This is a genomic window from Kosakonia sp. BYX6 (genome assembly GCF_038449125.1).
GTDB lineage: Bacteria > Pseudomonadota > Gammaproteobacteria > Enterobacterales > Enterobacteriaceae > Kosakonia > Kosakonia calanthes.
The window spans coordinates 733,908-751,500 of the sequence record NZ_CP151800.1 but is presented as its reverse complement, the minus strand read 5'-3'; the positions used below and the strand labels follow the sequence as shown (position 1 = coordinate 751,500).

15 protein-coding genes and 1 riboswitch are annotated in these 17,593 nt (G+C 55.2%); of the genes, 7 read left to right on the top strand and 8 right to left on the bottom strand.

Going from position 1 to position 17,593, the window contains the following annotated elements:
- Positions 1 to 218 precede the first annotated feature (218 nt).
- Positions 219 to 1,007 carry a 4,5-DOPA dioxygenase extradiol gene (ygiD, locus tag AAEY27_RS03515; RefSeq protein WP_342323537.1) on the bottom strand — a complete coding sequence of 263 codons (789 nt, stop codon included), beginning with the start codon at positions 1,005 to 1,007 and terminating at the stop codon, positions 219 to 221.
- 195 nt (positions 1,008 to 1,202) lie between these two features.
- Between ygiD and zupT the strand changes: the two genes are divergently transcribed.
- Complete coding sequence (gene zupT / locus AAEY27_RS03510) at positions 1,203 to 1,979, top strand: zinc transporter ZupT (RefSeq protein ID WP_342323536.1); 777 nt, start codon at positions 1,203 to 1,205, stop codon at positions 1,977 to 1,979.
- Positions 1,980 to 2,377: 398 nt separating this feature from the next.
- Here zupT and ribB read toward each other — a convergent pair whose 3' ends face one another.
- A complete protein-coding gene (ribB, locus tag AAEY27_RS03505) occupies positions 2,378 to 3,031 on the bottom strand; it encodes a 3,4-dihydroxy-2-butanone-4-phosphate synthase (protein ID WP_342323535.1) in 654 nt (217 codons plus the stop codon).
- Positions 3,032 to 3,137: 106 nt separating this feature from the next.
- A riboswitch (FMN riboswitch) is annotated at positions 3,138 to 3,287 on the bottom strand.
- 122 nt (positions 3,288 to 3,409) lie between these two features.
- On the opposite strand from ribB, the gene ubiK reads away from it, so the two are divergent.
- The 3 genes from ubiK (at position 3,410) to AAEY27_RS03490 (ending at position 6,253) form a co-directional block, all read left to right on the top strand.
- Positions 3,410 to 3,706, top strand: a complete 297-nt coding sequence (gene ubiK / locus AAEY27_RS03500; protein ID WP_342323534.1) for a ubiquinone biosynthesis accessory factor UbiK — start codon at positions 3,410 to 3,412, stop codon at positions 3,704 to 3,706.
- 174 nt (positions 3,707 to 3,880) lie between these two features.
- Complete coding sequence (locus tag AAEY27_RS03495) at positions 3,881 to 4,510, top strand: OB-fold-containig protein (protein ID WP_342325453.1); 630 nt, start codon at positions 3,881 to 3,883, stop codon at positions 4,508 to 4,510.
- Positions 4,511 to 4,528: 18 nt separating this feature from the next.
- Complete coding sequence (locus AAEY27_RS03490; RefSeq protein WP_342323533.1) at positions 4,529 to 6,253, top strand: flotillin family protein; 1,725 nt, start codon at positions 4,529 to 4,531, stop codon at positions 6,251 to 6,253.
- 240 nt (positions 6,254 to 6,493) lie between these two features.
- Here AAEY27_RS03490 and hldE read toward each other — a convergent pair whose 3' ends face one another.
- The 3 genes from hldE to AAEY27_RS03475 are packed head-to-tail and all read right to left on the bottom strand — an operon-like array spanning position 6,494 to position 12,137.
- Positions 6,494 to 7,924: a bifunctional D-glycero-beta-D-manno-heptose-7-phosphate kinase/D-glycero-beta-D-manno-heptose 1-phosphate adenylyltransferase HldE gene (hldE, locus tag AAEY27_RS03485; RefSeq protein ID WP_342323532.1), complete on the bottom strand. Its 1,431-nt coding sequence runs from the start codon at positions 7,922 to 7,924 to the stop codon at positions 6,494 to 6,496.
- A gap of 46 nt (positions 7,925 to 7,970) precedes the next feature.
- A complete protein-coding gene (glnE, locus tag AAEY27_RS03480) occupies positions 7,971 to 10,820 on the bottom strand; it encodes a bifunctional [glutamate--ammonia ligase]-adenylyl-L-tyrosine phosphorylase/[glutamate--ammonia-ligase] adenylyltransferase (RefSeq protein ID WP_342323531.1) in 2,850 nt (949 codons plus the stop codon).
- A 15-nt stretch (positions 10,821 to 10,835) separates the two neighbouring features.
- Positions 10,836 to 12,137 carry an inorganic triphosphatase gene (locus AAEY27_RS03475; protein WP_342323530.1) on the bottom strand — a complete coding sequence of 434 codons (1,302 nt, stop codon included), beginning with the start codon at positions 12,135 to 12,137 and terminating at the stop codon, positions 10,836 to 10,838.
- 239 nt (positions 12,138 to 12,376) lie between these two features.
- On the opposite strand from AAEY27_RS03475, the gene AAEY27_RS03470 reads away from it, so the two are divergent.
- Complete coding sequence (locus AAEY27_RS03470; RefSeq protein ID WP_342323529.1) at positions 12,377 to 12,991, top strand: TIGR04211 family SH3 domain-containing protein; 615 nt, start codon at positions 12,377 to 12,379, stop codon at positions 12,989 to 12,991.
- Positions 12,992 to 13,058: 67 nt separating this feature from the next.
- Entirely contained in the window at positions 13,059 to 14,300 is a 1,242-nt protein-coding gene (locus tag AAEY27_RS03465) for a multifunctional CCA addition/repair protein (protein WP_342323528.1), read from the top strand.
- 11 nt (positions 14,301 to 14,311) lie between these two features.
- Here the strand turns inward: AAEY27_RS03465 and bacA are convergent, their stop codons facing one another.
- Together bacA and folB are read right to left on the bottom strand one after the other, a co-directional pair.
- Positions 14,312 to 15,130 carry an undecaprenyl-diphosphate phosphatase gene (bacA, locus tag AAEY27_RS03460; protein ID WP_342323527.1) on the bottom strand — a complete coding sequence of 273 codons (819 nt, stop codon included), beginning with the start codon at positions 15,128 to 15,130 and terminating at the stop codon, positions 14,312 to 14,314.
- Between the two features lie 110 nt (positions 15,131 to 15,240).
- Positions 15,241 to 15,609, bottom strand: coding sequence for a bifunctional dihydroneopterin aldolase/7,8-dihydroneopterin epimerase (folB, locus tag AAEY27_RS03455; protein WP_342323526.1), 369 nt, complete (start codon positions 15,607 to 15,609; stop codon positions 15,241 to 15,243).
- A gap of 163 nt (positions 15,610 to 15,772) precedes the next feature.
- Between folB and plsY the strand changes: the two genes are divergently transcribed.
- Positions 15,773 to 16,390 (top strand): glycerol-3-phosphate 1-O-acyltransferase PlsY, encoded by a 618-nt coding sequence (gene plsY, locus AAEY27_RS03450; protein ID WP_342323525.1) that lies wholly within the window; start codon positions 15,773 to 15,775, stop codon positions 16,388 to 16,390.
- 40 nt (positions 16,391 to 16,430) lie between these two features.
- Here the strand turns inward: plsY and tsaD are convergent, their stop codons facing one another.
- Entirely contained in the window at positions 16,431 to 17,444 is a 1,014-nt protein-coding gene (tsaD, locus tag AAEY27_RS03445; protein WP_342323524.1) for a tRNA (adenosine(37)-N6)-threonylcarbamoyltransferase complex transferase subunit TsaD, read from the bottom strand.
- Positions 17,445 to 17,593: the final 149 nt, after the last annotated feature.

The following is a 17,593-nucleotide window of genomic DNA, read 5'->3' as shown; positions in this document are numbered from 1 at the left end:
AGTATGTGTACGAATTAGACACTCAGAAGAGTAGTCACTCGGAAGGGTTATTGCGACGATGGTGTTCACAAAAAGCGGTTAAATTCAGCACGGCGTTTCATTTTTGCAGCGAAGCTCTTTTTATTTTCAAAAAAACCGTATTTCAGGCGTGATTTTTTGGGATCTCTCTCGAATTTTTCTCTTTTCAGGAAAACGATGGCGCATTGCGCGCCATCCCTTTAACCCACCTGTACCGAAAGCATACTCAACGATCCCATCTCGATGCCGTCCACCGGGATCGACACAGGTTCTTTGCCGTCCCACGCGCCAAGCATATACAGCAGCGGCAGGAAGTGATCCGGCGTCGGGTTAGAGAGTGAGCCACCTTCGTGGTCGAGATAGTTGACCAGCGGATGCTGCTCAACCGGCCCACGCCATGTCAGATTCTCCTTCACAAACTCATTGAACGAGGTTGCCCACGGGTATGGCGTGTTTTCACCATGCCAGCGCGCGGTGCGCAAGTTGTGCACCACGTTGCCGCTGGCAACTAACATCACGCCTTTATCACGCAGTTTCGCCAGTTTGCGTCCCATTTCAACATGCCAGGCCGCCGGTTTGGTGCTGTCGATACTGAGTTGCACCATCGGAATATCGGCATTCGGGTACATCTTGATCAGCACGCCCCACGAACCGTGGTCAAAACCCCAGGCTTCTTTGTCGAGCGTTACCGGAATCGGTGCCAGCAGTTCAACGAGCTGCTGCGCCAGTTCTGGCGAACCCGGAGCAGGATAATGCGTGTCGTACAACGCCTGCGGGAAACCGCCGAAATCATGGATCGTCTGCGGTGCTTCCATCGCCGTGACACCAGTACCACGGGTAAACCAGTGCGCGGAAACCACCACAATCGCTTTCGGGCGTGGCAATGTTTCGCCCAACTCGCGCCAGGCGCGGGTATAGACGTTGTCTTCCAGAACATTCATTGGGCTTCCGTGGCCCAGAAACAGGGCGGGCATGCGAGGTACGGACATAAGGATATCCTTACTGAGTGTGTCAATTTGATAAAGTTAGGGTACGCTTTTTCACGGGGCGAAGAACTCAGATAAGCATGATGAAGATCATCAGTTATTTTGAATGTAAGGAATACGTAAAAGTCATGCGCCCGCCTCGCTTTTCAGGTGATGAAAACTTACATTAATGAGAATCATTATCAAAAGGAGTAATGGATGTCAGTACCTTTGACTCTGACCATATTGGCAGGTGCCGCGACCTTTATCGGCGCAATCCTGGGCGTGATCGGCCAGAAACCCTCGAACCGTGTACTGGCGTTTTCGCTCGGTTTTGCCGCCGGGATCATGCTGCTTATTTCATTAATGGAAATGTTGCCCGCCGCGTTGGCGACAGAGAATATGTCGCCGATGTTGGGTTACGGCATGTTTGTGGTGGGATTGTTGGGCTACTTCGCGCTGGATCGCATGTTGCCTCATGCACACGCGCAAGATTTGATGCAAGGCACGCAGCGCACCTTCCCGCGCGGCATCCGCCGCACCGCGATCCTGCTGACACTCGGCATCAGCCTGCACAACTTCCCCGAAGGGATCGCCACCTATGTTACCGCCAGCAACGATCTGGAACTCGGCTTCGGTATCGCGCTTGCGGTGGCATTGCACAATATTCCTGAAGGACTTGCCGTTGCCGGTCCGGTGTATGCCGCAACCGGCTCTAAACGCAGCGCGGTGTTCTGGGCAGGGATTTCGGGACTGGCGGAAATCCTCGGCGGCGTGCTGGCGTGGTTGATTCTGGGAAGCCTGGTTTCGCCCGTGGTGATGGCGGCAATTATGGCGACCGTCGCGGGCATTATGGTGGCGCTGTCGGTGGATGAGTTAATGCCGCTGGCCAAAGAGATCGATCCGAATAACAACCCAAGCTATGGCGTGCTGTGCGGCATGTCGGTGATGGGACTAAGTCTGGTGGCTTTGCAAGCGATGGGATTTGGCGGTTAATAAAAGCGGCTGCGAACTAGCAGCCGCGTTCAATCTCTTTGCCCAACGTTACGTCTCTTTTTTAATTCTTCAAGCACGCGTTGATAACCCTTATAAATCGCTTCCCGGTCGTGACGGCAGGCTTTGCAATGACGTTTGAGTACGTGGATATAACCGGCAACCAGCACGACAATCGCCAGAAGCCAATACCATGAAATGAACACATTGCCTCCAATATAAATCTTCGCAAATTGAATGAGTTAGGTGTGGTTAACCTTCGCCACAGCGGCTACCACTTTATAAGTAGCCCCCTGAAATATCAATGCGCGAGCTGAGGAAGCGCAACAAACTTTGACCTGGAACAGGCAAAAAAAATCCGACGCCATTGGCATCGGATTTCGTTTCGTTAACGGTGAACGTTAGCTGGCTTTACGCTCATGTTCCTGGCGATAGGCAACCAGGTCTTCGATTGTCACTACCGCCATGTTCTGCTGCTTAGCAAACGCGATGCACTCCGGCGCGCGCGCCATGGAACCATCGTCATTGGTTAATTCGCAAAGGACGCCGGCCGGTTTAAACCCTGCCAGCGTCACTAAATCAATGGTCGCTTCAGTATGACCGCCACGAGTCAGCACGCCGCCCTGCTGCGCGCGCAGCGGGAAAACGTGGCCAGGACGGTTCAGGTCGGACGGTTTTGCATTATCGGCAATCGCGGCACGAACGGTGGTCAGGCGGTCAGCGGCAGAAACGCCGGTAGTCACGCCATGCGCCGCTTCGATGGTCACGGTAAAACCGGTACCGTAAGCGCTGGTGTTGTTCTCGACCATCATTGGCAGGTCGAGTTGTTGACGGCGTTCGTCGGTCAGGCACAGGCAAACAATCCCACTACCGTGACGAATGGTCAGCGCCATTTGCTCAACGGTCATGGTTTCGGCGGCAAAAATCATGTCGCCTTCGTTTTCACGATCCTCGTCATCGAGCACCATCACACCGCGACCTTCACGCAAAGCGGAAAGCGCGTGTTCAACGCGTTGGAAAGGCGTGCCAAAAGAAGAAAGCAGCGTCTGATTCATGGTAAAAGACCTCAATAAAGTTATGGTTACCAGAATCAGGGCAGTCTTAGGAGTGTCGCATAGCGGCAAAAAAATAACGCGAGCGGGCACTATTGCCCGGCAGAATCGTTACTCTCTCCCATCCGGACTTTAACCGTCGGCCCCGGAATTACACCGGATCTGCTGACCTTCAAACGTGGATTTGAAGCGCTCGCGGGCTTTCAGCGTTCGCTGATTTACCGCCGGTGGGGAATTTCGCCCCGCCCTGAGAATAAGCGGGGTAACTATAGCGCTATTGATAACCTACGGCAATGCATTCGCTTTAAACAATTGTGGTTTATCACCCGGGTTTATCACACTACAATGACTAGTTGAGCCTATCCGAGCAGGGAACCCAAAATGATTGATCCGAAGAAAATTGAACAGATTGCGCGACAGGTTCACGAATCCATGCCGAAAGGGATCCGTGAGCTCGGGGAAGACGTTGAGAAGAAGATTCGCCAGACTTTGCAGGCACAATTAACCCGCCTCGATCTGGTCAGCCGTGAAGAGTTTGACGTGCAAACGCAAGTGCTGCTGCGCACCCGCGAAAAACTGGCGTTGCTTGAACAGCGCCTGAATGAGCTGGAAAACCGCAGCCCTGCCGCCGAAGTGAAACCCGCTCCAGCTATTCCCCCGGTCGACGAACAACCTTAATCACCACGGGCCGCAAGGCCCGTTGTTATCCCTGCTCTTCTCTACCTCTGAGTTATCCTTCCTTATTAAATAACCACCAATAATAATGGGCAATTATGCTTTGCATACAAAATGTGCACACGCTAGCATGGTTCAGGAAGGATGACCTGGATATTGAGGTACAGAAAGCGAAGGATGCATTTATTTTCCGGCTATAACTCCCCCTATTTATTTGCCATTTCACTCGTCATATTTATCGGCCTGTTGGAAATCATCTCTCTTATTTTCGGTAGCCTGCTTTCCGGCGCGCTTGATGCCCATATCAGCGATTCTGACTTTTTAACCACTGGCAACACCGGGCAAGTTCTGCATTATTTGAATATCGGACGAATCCCTTCCCTCATTGTTTTATGCCTGCTCGCGGGTTATTTCGGCCTGCTTGGGATTCTTCTTCAGCATGGCTGGGTAACGCTGTGGCAAACGCCGCTGAGCAACCTGCTGTTGGCACCGGTCTGCCTGATTATTGCAGGGGTTGCCGTGCATTACACCGGCCGGGCGATTGCGCCATGGCTGCCAACTGATGAAACCAGCGCCATTACCGAAAATGATTTTATTGGCAAGATGGCGATAGTCACCGGCCATTCCGCCAGCGCGGGCCGCCCTTGCGAAGGGAAATTCACCGACGAATTTGGGCAAACGCATTATTTACTGTTAGAGCCCGAGGACGGTAAAGCATTTAACAAAGGCGACAAGGTGCTCATCATTTGCCAAATATCGCCCAGTCGTTATTTAGCCGAACTGAATCCGTGGCCAAATCATTTGTAATTCCAAGGAACAACAACAATGGAAAGTATGATTAATTCACTCCCTTCGGGAGTATTTTCCGCTATCGTCGCGGCGATCGTTATTTTGGTGGTGGGGATTATTTTCGCGCGGCTTTACCGCCGCGCATCGGCTGAACAGGCATTTGTGCGAACCGGGCTTGGCGGGCAAAAAGTGGTGATGAGCGGTGGCGCAATTGTGATGCCGATCTTCCATGAAATTGTCCCCATCAATATGAACACGCTGAAGCTTGAAGTCAGCCGTTCCACCATCGACAGCCTGATCACCAAAGATCGTATGCGTGTGGATGTGGTAGTCGCGTTTTTCGTCAGGGTTAAACCGACCGTTGAAGGCATCGCGACGGCCGCGCAAACCTTGGGCCAACGCACGCTGTCGCCGGAAGATCTGCGCATGCTCGTGGAAGACAAGTTTGTCGATGCGCTGCGCTCCACCGCCGCGCAAATGACCATGTACGAATTACAGGACACACGTGAAAACTTTGTCCAGGGCGTGCAAAACACTGTTGCCGAAGATTTGACGAAAAACGGCCTGGAACTGGAAAGCGTTTCACTGACCAACTTCAACCAGACGTCGAAAGAGCACTTCAACCCCAATAACGCCTTTGATGCGGAAGGTTTGACCAAGCTGACGCAGGAGACGGAACGCCGCCGTCGCGAGCGCAACGAAGTTGAGCAGGATGTCGAAGTTGCCGTGCGCGAGAAAAACCGCGACGCGCTGGCGCGTAAGCTGGAAATTGAGCAGCAGGAAGCGTTTATGACGCTGGAGCAGGAGCAGCAGGTGAAAACCCGCTCCGCCGAGCAGAACGCCAAAATCACCTCTTTTGAAGCCGAGCGCCGCCGTGAAGCGGAACAAACGCGTATTTTTGCCGAGCGCCAGATTCAGGAAAGCGAGATCGAACGCGAGCAGGCGGTGAAAACGCGCAAAGTCGAAGCCGACCGCGAAATCCGCATTAAAGAGATCGAGCAGCAACAGGTTACCGAAATCGCTAACCAGACCAAATCCATCGCCATTGCCGCCAAATCTGAACAGCAATCACAGGCCGAAGCCCGCGCCAGCGATGCGCAGACCGATGCCGTGCGCGCACAGCAGAACGTTGAAACGATGCGCCAGACCGCCGAAGCGGATCGTGCGAAACAGGTGGCATTGATTGCCGCCGCGCAGGATGCAGAAACCAAAGCGGTTGAGCTGACAGTACGCGCGAAAGCGGAAAAAGAGGCGGCGGAACTGCAAGCGGCCGCGATTGTGGAACTGGCAGAAGCGGCACGGAAAAAAGGCCTGGCGGAAGCGGAAGCGCAACGCGCGCTGAACGACGCCATTAACGTGCTTTCCAACGAGCAGACCAGCCTGAAGTTCAAACTGGCGCTGCTGCAAACGCTGCCAGCGGTAATTGAGAAATCCGTTGAACCGATGAAGTCTATTGATGGCATTAAGATTGTGCAGGTCGATGGCCTCAACCGTGGCGGCACAGTGGCACAAGGTGCCAACTTAAGCGCGGGTGGTGGTGGCAACCTGGCGGAACAGGCGCTCTCTGCCGCGCTCTCTTACCGTGCGCAGGCGCCGCTGATTGACTCGCTACTGAAAGAGATTGGCATTACCGGTGGCTCACTGGCCGCGCTGGCCGAACCACTCAAAGCCGCAGAGGAAACCATTGAAGCGCCCGCGGCGAATGAAACCAGCCCGGCGCCGGTGGATGTCGATACCGAAACACCCGCGGCGAACCAATAGTTCTCATTAAGAGATCGCAAAAATGCCCTCGCGCAGAGGGCATTAGAGACTGATGGCGAATCCGCTGCCTGATGGCGCTTCGCTTATCAGGCCTACTCAAGGATTTCTCAACGCATTGATATTGCAGATTTTGTAGGCCGGGTAAAGCGTAGCCGCCACCCGGCATAAACGCTGCACAACCCTTTATCAGCAATCTGAACTGCCCTCGCGAAGAGGGCATTTTCATTGCAACGGCCAGGTTTAGTGGCTGTCTTTCTGGATCTTTTTGATGATGTTGGTGGTTGAACAGCCGTCTTCAAAGTTGAGCACCAGCACGTCACCGCCGTTGGCCCAAACCTCTTCGCTGCCAGCAATCTGATCCGGCTTGTAATCGCCGCCTTTCACCAGCAGATCCGGCAGGATACCGGCAATCAGGCGCTGCGGCGTATCTTCTTCAAACGACACCACCCAATCCACCGCTTCCAGCGCGCTCAGCACGATCATGCGTTGCTCGAGCGGGTTCACCGGGCGGGTTTCGCCTTTCAGACGTTTGGTGGAAGCATCGCTGTTGACCGCCACAATCAGGCGATCGCCCAGCTTGCGCGCGTTCGCCAGGTAAGAGACGTGTCCGGCATGCAGGATGTCGAAAACGCCGTTGGTCATCACCACTTTCTCACCGCGCTTACGTGCGGCGGCAACGGCCACTTTCAGCTCGTCTTCGCTCATCACACCGAAGCCCGTTTCGGCGCGCCCGCGCACCGCGTTTTCCAGCTCGATCGGCGAAACGGTAGAGGTACCGAGTTTGCCGACCACGACGCCTGCGGCGGCGTTAGCGAAGTAACAGGCTTCTTCCAGAGAATTACCTGCGGCAAGCGTTGCCGCCAGCACGCCAATCACCGTATCGCCTGCGCCGGTTACGTCATAGACTTCCTGCGCTTGCGTTGGCATATGCAGCGGTGCTTTGCCCGGCTGCAACAGCGTCATCCCCTGTTCGGAGCGGGTGACCAGCAACGCGGAAAGATCGTAATCGGCGATCACTTTCATGCCGCGTTCAACAATTTCATCTTCGCTTTTGCATTTCCCGGCAACAGCTTCGAACTCAGACAAGTTCGGCGTCAACAGTGTCGCCCCGCGATAGCGTTCAAAATCAGTGCCTTTCGGGTCGATAAGCACCGGAACGCCCGCTTTGCGCGCCAGCGCGATCATCTGCTGTACGCTGGTCAGCGCGCCTTTGGCGTAATCGGAGAGCACCAGCGCGCCGATAGAACCCAGCGCCTGGCTGATGCGTTCATGCATCGGCTGCGGATCAACGCCTTCGAAACCTTCTTCAAAATCCAGGCGGATTAACTGCTGGTTACGAGACAGCACGCGCAGCTTGGTGATGGTCGGGTGAGTGGGAACAGAAACGAAGTCACAATGAACGTTAACATCCGCCAGCGCCTGGCTCAGCGCGCGCGCCGCGTCGTCAATGCCCGTCAGACCCACCAGGCGCGCTGTTGCGCCCAGTGAAGCGATGTTCATCGCCACGTTCGCCGCGCCGCCCGGACGCTCTTCAATCGTGTCGACTTTGACGACCGGTACCGGCGCTTCCGGGGAGATGCGGCTGGTTGGCCCGTACCAGTAACGGTCCAGCATCACATCGCCCACGACCATGACACCCGCTTGCTTAAACTCTGGCAGCGTAACTTTCATTCCTGTCTCCTGAGAGATACAAAATTTGCGCGCGATGATACCACACTTACGCCGGGGCGCACGGTTCCACCAGCCACTTGTCCCAGCTGGTTTTGATAAGCTGGCGTTCGGCGGCAAAGCAGGAAAGCGCCACATTTCCCGGCAACTCTTGCAACGCCAAATGGTGCAACTCATCGCGCAGTGTGGTGTAAGCGCGCGTCAGCGCCTGCGCTTCCTGCTCATCCATAATGTCGTTTTGCGCCAGCCCTTCCAGAATGCGCACGTTATCCGACCAACGCGTCAGCTTCGGTTTTTCGTGCGCGTAACGCAGCACCAGGTATTGCGCGATAAACTCAATGTCAGTGATGCCGCCTTCATCGGTTTTCAGATCGAAGCGATCTTTGTGCTTGTTGCCGAGATGGGCGAGCATCTTTTCGCGCATTTCGCGCACTTCCGTTTGCAGCGTGTCATCGTCGCGCGGCGTCATCAACACATCGCGGCGAATCGCATCAAACTCGGCGGTCAATTGCGGATCGCCATACACCACGCGGGCGCGAGCCAGCGCCTGATGTTCCCACGTCCAGGCTTCGTTTTTCTGGTAATCGGCGAAGGATTCGGTGGTGGTTACCAGCATGCCTGCCGCGCCGGAGGGGCGCAGACGCGCGTCCACTTCATAGAGAATGCCGGACGACGTGCGGGTGCTGAACAGGTGCATGATGCGTTGCGCCAGGCGCAGATAGAACTGGCGGCCATCGATTTCCCGCTTGCCGTCGGTCATCACTTCCACCGGGCAGTCATGCAAAAACACCAGGTCGAGATCCGAACTGTAACCCAGTTCCCAGCCCCCCAGTTTGCCGTAGCCCACCACGGCGAAACCGCGCCCTTCACGATCGTTGAGATGCGTGGGTTGGCCGTAACGCGCGACCATTTGCCCCCAGGCTTGCTGCACCACGGCATCAATAATTGCTTCGGCAAGCCAGGTTAAATGATCGCTCACCTTCATGACCGGCAAGGTTCCAGCGATATCTGCCGCCGCCACGCGTAGCAATTGCGCCTGTTTAAACTGGCGCAGCGCTTCCAGTTGCTGCTCTTCATCCTCTTCCGGCACGCGCAGCAGATACTGGCGCAACTCGTCACGATAGGCGTTCATCGCCGTCGGTTGATAAAGCGTGTTCGGGTCGAGCAGCTCATCAAGCAGAATCGGGTAGCGCGCCAATTGGCTGGCGACCATGGGCGAAGCGGCGCAGAGCGAAATCAGGTGCTTCAACGCACCGGGGAATTCGCTTAGCAGTTCAAGATAGGTGGTGCGCGTAATAATGCCGGTCAACAGCGGCGTCAGGCGCGACAACGGCACCGGCGCGTCGTCACGCGAGCAGACGTCGCTCAGCAGATGCGGCATCAAATGATCGAGCACCTGGCGGCCACGCTGGCCGATGGTGCGTTTATCCAGCTCATTGCGAAAATCCGCAATCAGCGCCACCACGCGACGGCGATCCTCATCGCTGAGATGCACCAGCACCGGCGTAGTGTCCTCTTCCTGCAAAGCATCCTGCCATAGCTCACGCCAGTGTTCGGAAAGCGCATCATCGGACGCGTCCGTTTCATCATCGCCGATAAGCTCATTGAAAATGCGGCGCACGGCGGCCATATGCGCCTCAAGCTGGCTGCTGAGCGCGTCCCAACTCTCCGTGCCCATTCCCCAGGCAAGGCGCGCGCGGTTCAGCTCATCGCCCGGCAGCGTCTGTGTTTGTTCGTCATTAATGCTTTGCAGTAAGTTTTCCAGCCGTCGCAGCCAGAGATAGGCTTCACGAAGCGTGCTGGCATCCCCTTCGGGTAACAGATGAAGCTGGTCGATGGCCGCTAACGTGGGCAACAGCGAGCGGGATTGCAGCGCCGGTTCACGCCCGCCGCGAATCAACTGGAAAACCTGCACGATAAATTCGATTTCGCGAATACCGCCCGCGCCCAGTTTGATGTTGTCTTTCAGACCACGGCGGCGCACTTCGCGGGCAATCATGCCTTTCATATTGCGCAGTGACTGGATAACGCTGAAATCAATGTAACGGCGGAAAATGAACGGCCGCAGCATCGCTCGCAACTCCCTGGCATGCGCGCTGTCGTTATCGCCCATAATGCGCGCTTTCACCATCGCGTAACGCTCCCAGTCGCGCCCCTGCTCCTGGTAATAATCCTCCAGCGCGGCAAAACTCAGTACCAGTGGGCCGCTGTCGCCAAACGGGCGCAAGCGCATATCGACACGGTAAACGAAGCCATCCTGCGTCGGCTGATCCAGCACTTTAATTAACCGCTGTCCCAGGCGAGTGAAAAACTGCGCGTTATCCAGCTCGCGTCGCCCGCCACGGGTCACGCCGTTTTCCGGCCAGGCGAAGATCAAATCGATGTCGGAGGAGAAATTGAGCTCGCCGCCGCCCAGCTTGCCCATACCGAGTACCAGCATTGGCTGGGCCACGCCATCCGGGTTGCACGGCGTTCCCCATTCGCGACAGCAGGCGTCATACAACCAGTCCCGCGCGGCGACAATCAACGTTTCCGCCAGCACACTCAACTGTTGCAGGATATCCTCTTCTTCCACTAACCCAAGCGCCTGCGCCCAAGCGATGCGCACCATCACCCTACGGCGAAACTGCCTGAGCGTGCGCATCAAAGACACTTCATCCGTTACCGCTTGCAGCGCGATTTGTAGCCATATCGCGTAGTGCTGCCACTCACCAGACGTGGGCGGCGCACTTTCCAGTTCGCCCAGCCACTCAGGGTTGGCAACGATGCTGTCCTGAACAAAATCACTAAAAGTGAGCACTGACTGCGCCTGCGAACTCAGCGGCTGCGCGGTTAGCGCTTCCGGCAGGCGGGAAAGTACAGTTTGCCAGTGCTGCGATAACGGCGAAGCGTTCGGCATTGCAAGATCCTTTAGTTAGCGTTTCCCGCTGTGCAGCCAGAACGGCTCTTGGGTGATTGCGGTATTACGAAAGTGCTCAATCTCGACTCGCTGGCGAGTTTCAATGGCGTAATGCAGCCCTTGCCAGTTATCCAGCCACGCTGTCGCCAGTGCGCGATCGTAATAGCCGCCCAGCAGAAGTGTGCAGTCGATATCCCGCGCCAAACGCGGCAACTGATCGCGGTAGCTGTCGCCAAGCGGTTGAGCGAAGGTTTTTTTCAGTTCGGACGCGCAGCGCGAGAGATGCACATCGGCGAAGCGCTTAAAGGAGTCGGCGAATTTCGCCTGCGCTTTTTCATCCAGAAACGCGCGCCAACCGTGGGTGATTAACCACTCGGTCAGCACCAGTTTCGCCATCGCCGATTGCGTGCTCCACAGGGCAGTCGAAGCGGAAACCGCCGACGTCATGGTCGCTTCGGCTTGGGTTAGCAGATCGCGTAAGTGAGCGCTCGCTTTGCGCGGTACAATCCCGCCGAATAGCGTCAGCGTATGGCGCAGTAACGCAATGGCACGCAGTACATCAAGCCTCGCCGCGTCGTTACCGCGTACCCATAACTCTTCATGGTATTGCCATTGCGAAAGCGCCAGCTCGAGCGCGGCGGTGAACGCCTGTTCAACCGTCGCTTTGGGCGCGAGTTGCAAAAAGGTGGTCGGGCGAGGTTCACGCAGCGCATTGCCCTGTGCCAGATGGTAGCCGCGCGCCGCTTTGCTCAGGCTTCCCTGACGCAGCCCGGAAAGGGTGAGCAATTGACGCGCGAGCTTGAGGATATCCGCCGGATCGCCGCTTAACAGCTCCAGCTCCAGTTCACAAATCGGCTCAACAAACTCCCCCGCTTTCACTTCACCTAAATCAAGGGCAATCTCAATACGGCTGTCGCCGACAGTGATCAGCCATTTTTCACGGTAGAAATCGGTGCTGAACAGCGGGCGAGCGCGCGACTGTAAATCCGCCGCTAACACGCCTTCCGGCCACACTTCGTTTGGAAAGCGCGAAAGGTCAAGTTCGGGGTTTTCGAGCGGAATATTGTATTCCGGGCGCTGATGTAAACCGCCAATCACGCGACCGGCGATTTTCATTGTCATCTCATACTGGCCGTTAAATCCGCGGATACGCAGCCCCATATCGTGGCTGCGTAGCCAGTTATCCGGCGTCTCGTAGTAGATGTTGAGTAATTGGCTGGACGCGATATGTTCTTCGGTCAGCGTATGGAGATGTTGACGAAGCGTTTCCACGCTGTCGTTCTTCACGATAAACTTTAATTCAATTTCCTGAGCCATGGCTTCGCACTTATGGTTATGTCACATCAGTGAAAATTTCGACGAACTAACGCGCCCGATGTTTGTCAGTAGATAGTATTTTGTGCCAAATTGCCATGCAATGCGCAATCTGGCAGGTGCAAAAGTTCGCGTATGTGTGCAGTTTGACCTGGAAGATTCCGATTGATGCTACCTGCCGGGTGTCGTCAGACTGTTGCCACTGTTTACCATTCACGTTCAATGAAAATAATGATTGCCTGATGCCAAAATTACGCCTGATTGGATTGACCCTTTTTGCGCTTAGCGTGTCTGTCGGAACCCACGCTGAAGAAAAACGTTATGTCTCCGACGAACTGAATACCTGGGTACGTAGTGGCCCGGGTGATAATTATCGCCTTGTCGGTACGGTAAATGCCGGCGAAGAAGTCTCCCTGTTGCAGGAAAACAGCGATTACGGCCAGGTGCGCGACAGCAGCGGCCGTACCGCGTGGATCCCGTTGAAACAGTTGAACAGCCAGCCAAGCCTGCGCACGCGCGTGCCGGAACTGGAAAACCAGGTGAAAACGCTGACCGATAAACTCACCAATATCGATAATACCTGGAACCAGCGTACCGCCGAGATGCAGCAGAAAGTCGCCCAAAGTGACGGGGTGATCAACGGCCTGAAAGATGAGAATCAAAAGCTCAAGAATGAGTTAATCGTGGCGCAGAAAAAAGTCAGCGCCGCGAATCTGCAACTGGATGACAAGCAGCGCACCATCATTATGCAGTGGTTTATGTATGGCGGCGGCGTGCTGGGCGCAGGCCTGATCCTCGGCCTGTTATTGCCGCACATGATCCCCAGCCGCAAACGCAAAGATCGCTGGATGAACTAAGCATATTCGCCATCTTCTCTACACTTACGTATTATCTGTCGGCAAACGTGTAGAGGAGAGTGGCGGCGTGAAGAGTTATCTGGTCGGTGGTGCAGTACGTGATACGTTGTTGGGCCTGCCGGTCAAAGACAAAGATTGGGTTGTGGTCGGTGCAACGCCGCAAGAGATGCTCGACGCGGGTTACCAGCAGGTAGGCCGCGATTTCCCGGTTTTCCTTCATCCGCAAAGCCGCGAAGAATATGCATTGGCGCGTACCGAACGCAAATCCGGCTCCGGCTACACCGGTTTTACCTGCTATGCCGCACCCGATGTTACGCTGGAACAAGACCTGCTTCGCCGCGACTTAACCGTTAATGCGCTGGCGCAGGATGAAAACGGCCATATCATCGACCCATTCAACGGTCAGCAGGATCTGCGTAATCGCCTCCTGCGTCATGTCTCCCCCGCTTTCAATGAAGATCCGCTGCGCGTATTGCGCGTTGCGCGGTTCGCTGCCCGTTATGCTCATCTTAGTTTCCGTATTGCCGACGAAACCATGTCGCTGATGCGCGAGATGACCGAAGCCGGTGAGTTAGCGCATCTGACCACCGAACGCGTGTGGAAAGAGACGGAAAACGCTTTGCGAACCCGTAATCCCCAGGTTTACTTCCAGGTCTTACGCGATTGCGGCGCGTTGAAAGTGCTGTTCCCGGAGATCGACGCGCTGTTTGGCGTTCCCGCTCCGGCGAAATGGCACCCGGAAATCGACACCGGCGTGCACACATTAATGACACTTTCCATGGCGGCGATGCTCAGCCCGGAAGTGGATGTGCGTTTTGCGACACTCTGCCATGACCTGGGCAAAGGCTTGACGCCAAAAGAACTTTGGCCGCGCCATCATGGCCATGGCCCGGCAGGTGTAAAACTGGTGGAAAGCTTATGCCAGCGCCTGCGCGTGCAGAATGAGATCCGCGATTTGGCGAAACTGGTGGCGGAATTTCACGATCTGATCCACACCTTCCCGATTTTGCAGCCAAAAACCATCGTCAAACTGTTCGATTCCATTGACGCCTGGCGCAAACCACAGCGGGTTGAGCAAATCGCCCTTACCAGTGAAGCCGATGTGCGTGGGCGTACCGGGTTTGAAAGCTGCGATTATCCGCAAGGGCGTTTACTGCGTGAAGCCTGGGAGATTGCGCGATCTGTGCCAACCAAAGCGGTGATTGATGCGGGATTTAAAGGCGTGGAAGTGCGTGAAGAGTTGACTCGTCGGCGGATCGCAGCGGTGATGCAATGGAAAGAACAACGCTGCCCTCAGCCGAAAGACTGAGGGCGCAAGGCTTAGAAGAAGACGACGTAGACCGCGGCTGCAACAATAAAACGATAGATTGCGAACGGGATAAAGGAGATGTGCTTAATCAGCTCCAGGAAGGTTTTGATGGCGATCAGCGCCACAATAAACGCGGTCACAAAGCCGACGGCGAACATCGGAATGTCACCGGTGGTCAGGAAGCCGATGCTTTTATAGAGATCCAGCGCCGTTGCGCCCATCATCATCGGCACCGCCAGCAGGAACGAGAACTCTGACGCCGCGTAGCGGCTAACCCCCATCAACATCCCACCCGAAATGGTCGCTCCGGCGCGGGAGAAGCCCGGCCACAGCGCCAGGCACTGGAAGCAGCCAATCATAAACGCCTGACGATAAGTCATATCATCGACGCCCTGCGCGCGCGGAACTTTTGGCTTCAGCACTTCTGCGGCAATCAGCAGAAAACCGCCGACCACCAGCGCATATGCCACATTGCGGGGATTAAACAGTGATTTGATGGTGTCGTGGAACACCAGCCCAATAACAACCGCCGGAATCATACCTAACAAGATATGAATCAGTGACAAACGGCCGGTGCCAGTGCCTTCATGACGAGGTTTACCGAAATGAATGCCGATCAAACCAAACAGGCGCCGCCAGAACATCACAACCACCGCCAGAATCGATCCTAACTGGATCACCACTTCGAACGTTTTTGCCGTATCACCTTCGAACCCCAGCAAATGCCCGACAATGATCATGTGGCCCGTACTGGAAACGGGTAGAAACTCGGTGAGACCTTCAACGACACCCAAGATGGCTGCCACCAACAGTGAATGCATATCACCCATCAATTAAACCCCTAAAAAGATATAAAAAACGGCTAATCCACTCACTGGAAAAGCCGTGAAATTCGTAATCTAAGACCTGAATACTAGCGTTTGGTTTAACGATGATGAATTTAAAAACTTTTTTTCGGATTTAGGCCACGCTCAATGATGACACCAACATTGAGCGCCCGCGCGACCGCGCCAGGTTTGCTGAGTTTGATGCGTACCCACGGGGAGTTAAAGCGGGCCAACAATAGATCGGCCACCTCTTCCGCCACGCGCTCCACCAGTGCGAAACGGCCGCCTTCCACATGGCTGACAATCGCCTCGGCGATATCCGCATAACTCAGACAATCTTTCACGTCGTCACTTTTTGCCGCCAGGCGGTTATCCCACGCCATTTCGATATCGAACACTAATTTCTGCTCGATGGTCTGTTCCCAATCATAAACACCAATGGTGGTGATGACTGAAAGTTGCTCGATAAATACAATATCCATTACACCCCGCCTGCTGATTGCGCCTGAGCCATTGCTGCCAGGCCGCATCTTTGTTGGTTACCCGTCAGATTTTGCGCAAAACCTGGATACCACTTTCCATAATTTATGCGTATTATCCACAGATGCAGAGAATAAAACGACATTTTCAAAACGGAACAGCGTTATGAGTGCAATCGCGCCTGGAATGATTCTCCTTGCGTACCTTTGTGGCTCAATCTCCAGCGCCATTCTGGTCTGCCGCCTCGCCAGTCTCCCCGACCCGCGAGAGAGTGGTTCCGGCAATCCCGGTGCCACTAACGTTTTACGCATTGGCGGCAAGGGCGCAGCCGTAACGGTACTGATTTTTGATGTTTTGAAAGGCATGCTGCCGGTTTGGGGTGCGTACGCGCTTGGCGTAACACCGTTCTGGCTGGGTCTGATTGCTATTGCCGCCTGTCTTGGCCATATCTGGCCGGTTTTCTTTAAATTTCAGGGCGGTAAAGGCGTGGCGACCGCATTTGGTGCGATTGCGCCAATCGGCTGGGATCTAACGGGCGTGATGGCGGGAACCTGGCTTTTGACGGTGCTGCTAAGTGGTTATTCCTCGCTGGGCGCGATCGTCAGCGCATTGATTGCGCCGTTTTATGTCTGGTGGTTCAAACCGCAGTTCACTTTCCCGGTCGCCATGTTGTCGTGCCTGATCTTGCTGCGTCATCACGACAATATTCAACGCTTATGGCGACACCAGGAAACCAAAATCTGGTCGAAGCTGAAGAAGAAAAAAGAGAAAGATAATGCGTAATCATGTTGCCCGGTGAAACGTCTCCACCGGGCAAATACATTTACGCCGCAGGCAACTCGGACAGCGGCCAGCGCGGACGAACTGTAACGCCGAGCCCGGCATCATTTCCTGCTTTCAGACGCACCATTCCCGCATAGGCAATCATCGCGCCGTTATCGGTACAAAATTCCGGACGCGCGTAGAACACTTCGCCACGGCGTTTTTGCATCATCTGCGCCAGTTTTTCCCGCAGTGTACGGTTAGCGCTCACGCCTCCGGCCATCACCAAACGTGTAAACCCGGTCTGATCCAGTGCGCGTTTGCATTTGATCATCAGCGTATCGACCACCGCATCTTCAAAAGCACGTGCGATGTCGGCGCGCGTTTGCTCGTCATCACCATTATTACGAATCGTGTTTGCCGCGAAGGTTTTTAGGCCGGAGAAACTGAAATCAAGCCCTGGGCGATCGGTCATGGGACGCGGGAAAACAAAACGGCCTTCGGTACCTTGCGCGGCCAGTTTCGACAACATCGGGCCGCCTGGATAATCAAGGCCCAGCAGTTTGGCGGTCTTGTCAAAAGCTTCGCCGGCGGCATCGTCAATCGACTCGCCCAGCAGTTCATAATGACCGATACCGGTGACGCTAATCAGCTGTGTGTGCCCACCGGAAACCAGCAGCGCGACAAACGGAAATTCAGGTGGGTTATCTTCCAGCATCGGAGCCAGTAAATGCCCTTCCATATGGTGAACTGGAATGGCCGGGACATCCCAGGCAAACGCCAGCGAACGCCCAACGGTTGCGCCGACCAGCAGCGCGCCGACTAAACCCGGCCCGGCGGTGTAAGCCACCGCATCGATATCTTTTGCCGACAGCCCGGCTTCTTTCAGCGCGGCCTGAATCAGCGGCACGGTTTTACGCACGTGGTCACGAGATGCCAGTTCCGGCACCACTCCGCCGTAATCAGCGTGCAGTTTTACTTGACTATACAATTGGTTGGCGAGAAGCCCGTTTTGATCGTCATAAATGGCGATGCCGGTTTCATCGCAGGATGTTTCAATGCCCAGTACGCGCATGGCTCTGTTTACCTCTTTGCAATAGCGCGCAGTGTAGGGCGAATGCGGGGCGATGTAAAACTTTGCTCACTCTTGCAGCGGAGTTCGTGTATACTCCTCACCCTTACAAAAGTCCCCTTTCAAAAAGGGCGGCGGTGCTTTACAAAGCA

Coding starts and splice junctions, on each gene's coding strand:
- glnE (WP_342323531.1), bottom strand. CDS start 10,820: ATGCCGAACGCTTCGCCGTTATCGCAGCACTGGCAAACTGTACTTTCC.
- hldE (WP_342323532.1), bottom strand. CDS start 7,924: ATGAAAGTTACGCTGCCAGAGTTTAAGCAAGCGGGTGTCATGGTCGTG.
- ribB (WP_342323535.1), bottom strand. CDS start 3,031: ATGAATCAGACGCTGCTTTCTTCTTTTGGCACGCCTTTCCAACGCGTT.
- bacA (WP_342323527.1), bottom strand. CDS start 15,130: ATGGGTGATATGCATTCACTGTTGGTGGCAGCCATCTTGGGTGTCGTT.
- AAEY27_RS03470 (WP_342323529.1), top strand. CDS start 12,377: ATGCCAAAATTACGCCTGATTGGATTGACCCTTTTTGCGCTTAGCGTG.
- ygiD (WP_342323537.1), bottom strand. CDS start 1,007: ATGTCCGTACCTCGCATGCCCGCCCTGTTTCTGGGCCACGGAAGCCCA.
- AAEY27_RS03495 (WP_342325453.1), top strand. CDS start 3,881: ATGCATTTATTTTCCGGCTATAACTCCCCCTATTTATTTGCCATTTCA.
- AAEY27_RS03475 (WP_342323530.1), bottom strand. CDS start 12,137: ATGGCTCAGGAAATTGAATTAAAGTTTATCGTGAAGAACGACAGCGTG.
- folB (WP_342323526.1), bottom strand. CDS start 15,609: ATGGATATTGTATTTATCGAGCAACTTTCAGTCATCACCACCATTGGT.
- AAEY27_RS03490 (WP_342323533.1), top strand. CDS start 4,529: ATGGAAAGTATGATTAATTCACTCCCTTCGGGAGTATTTTCCGCTATC.
- zupT (WP_342323536.1), top strand. CDS start 1,203: ATGTCAGTACCTTTGACTCTGACCATATTGGCAGGTGCCGCGACCTTT.
- plsY (WP_342323525.1), top strand. CDS start 15,773: ATGAGTGCAATCGCGCCTGGAATGATTCTCCTTGCGTACCTTTGTGGC.
- ubiK (WP_342323534.1), top strand. CDS start 3,410: ATGATTGATCCGAAGAAAATTGAACAGATTGCGCGACAGGTTCACGAA.
- tsaD (WP_342323524.1), bottom strand. CDS start 17,444: ATGCGCGTACTGGGCATTGAAACATCCTGCGATGAAACCGGCATCGCC.